This is a genomic window from Tenacibaculum halocynthiae (genome assembly GCF_964512825.1).
GTDB lineage: Bacteria > Bacteroidota > Bacteroidia > Flavobacteriales > Flavobacteriaceae > Polaribacter > Polaribacter halocynthiae.
This window is the reverse complement of record NZ_CAZELG010000009.1, coordinates 1-1391: the sequence shown is the minus strand read 5'-3', so window position 1 is coordinate 1391 and position 1391 is coordinate 1. Positions and strand designations below refer to the sequence as shown.

2 protein-coding genes (1 of these 2 running past the window's edge) are annotated in these 1391 nt (G+C 27.4%); both read left to right on the top strand.

Annotated elements, in window-relative coordinates; translation table 11 throughout:
- Positions 1 to 933 carry the 3' portion of a thioredoxin domain-containing protein gene (locus tag ACKTTQ_RS00635; protein ID WP_456243495.1) on the top strand. 654 nt of this gene lie to the left of the window's left edge, so the window shows 933 of its 1587 coding nt (coding positions 655-1587); its start codon lies beyond the left edge, outside the window; the stop codon is at positions 931 to 933.
- A 332-nt stretch (positions 934 to 1265) separates the two neighbouring features.
- A partial coding sequence (locus ACKTTQ_RS00630) for a cysteine peptidase family C39 domain-containing protein (protein ID WP_408048282.1) occupies positions 1266 to 1391 on the top strand: 126 nt, incomplete at its 3' end.

Below are 1391 nucleotides of genomic sequence, written 5' to 3'. Positions count from 1 at the left end.
AAACTAAGCGACTTCAGTATTTTATACTTTTCAACATTAACCCTTTTAACCTTTTTAGAAATAGCCACACCAGCTGTTTCTTATACAATAAGTTTAATTGCTGTTCCAATAACATTATATTCAATTTATTATCAATATGCAGTAGTAAAAAAATGGTGCTTATTATGTTTGAGTATTGTTGGTTTATTATGGCTACAAGTATTAATTCCTGTATTAACAAATACTTATATTTCTAGCTTTGTTCCTAGTGATTATGTTGTTTTAGCAATTATAGGAACAAGTACATGGTTGGGATGGAGTTATATAAAACCTCTTATCTCTGAAGTAACAGAATTACGAAAAGAAAAAATAGAGGGAGTTAAATTTAAAAGAAACTACACTTTGTTTGAAGGTATGCTAAATAAATCACCTCAAATAGATACAACATTTGATAAAAACCAAGAGATTGTTTTTGGAAATCCAACCTCAAATTTAGAAATAGTTGTTGTAACCAATCCTTTTTGTGGTCATTGTAAACCAGTTCATAAGCAAGTAGATGAGATTTTACATAAATATAATGATTCGGTTAAAATAAGAATACGTTTTAATATAAACACTGAAGATAAAAATGGTAATGCAGTAAAAGTAATTAGTCGATTATTAGAGCTCTATAATAACAATAAACAAAAAGAATGTTTAGAAGCTATGGGTGAGATATATGAAGATGGTAATGTTGATTTATGGTTAAAGAAATGGGGAGAGATTAATAACAGTGACTACTTTTTATCTGAATTAGAAAGAGAAAAAGAATGGTGTAAAAATAACGCTATTAATTTCACTCCAGAAATTTTAATAAATGGAAGATCTTTTCCAAAAGAATACAATAGATCAGACTTAATTTTCTTCATCGAAGAACTAGAAGAAAATAGTCAAACAATAATGAGTAAAATATAAGAACATATTCTCTCGCGAAGAATAGACATAATCGGTGAGTGTCTTAATATGATCACCGCTAAAAACAACTTTAATTAAGAAAAAATCAATATTAAAATTAGGAAAGGCTCTAAATAAAATGAAGAAAAGAAACATTAAAACGTCAATCCCTTCTATTACTCCCCCCTTTTTAATCGTGATAAAAGACAATGTTTACTCTCAAAAATCTACCCTTATAATTGATAACGATTTCCTAGATAGTTATAATTACAAAGAATACCTTAATGATAAGTTTTGTTTTTAATTTTTCAACATTGATAATTAAACAAAGTAAGTAAAGTAAAAAAAAATCATTGAAAAAGTTCCCTACATATAAACAAACAGAGGCAAAAGATTGTGGGCCAACGTGTATAAAAATAATTGCAAAGCATTATGGTAAAACAATCAACACACAACAACTAAGAAAACTAAGTGAAACT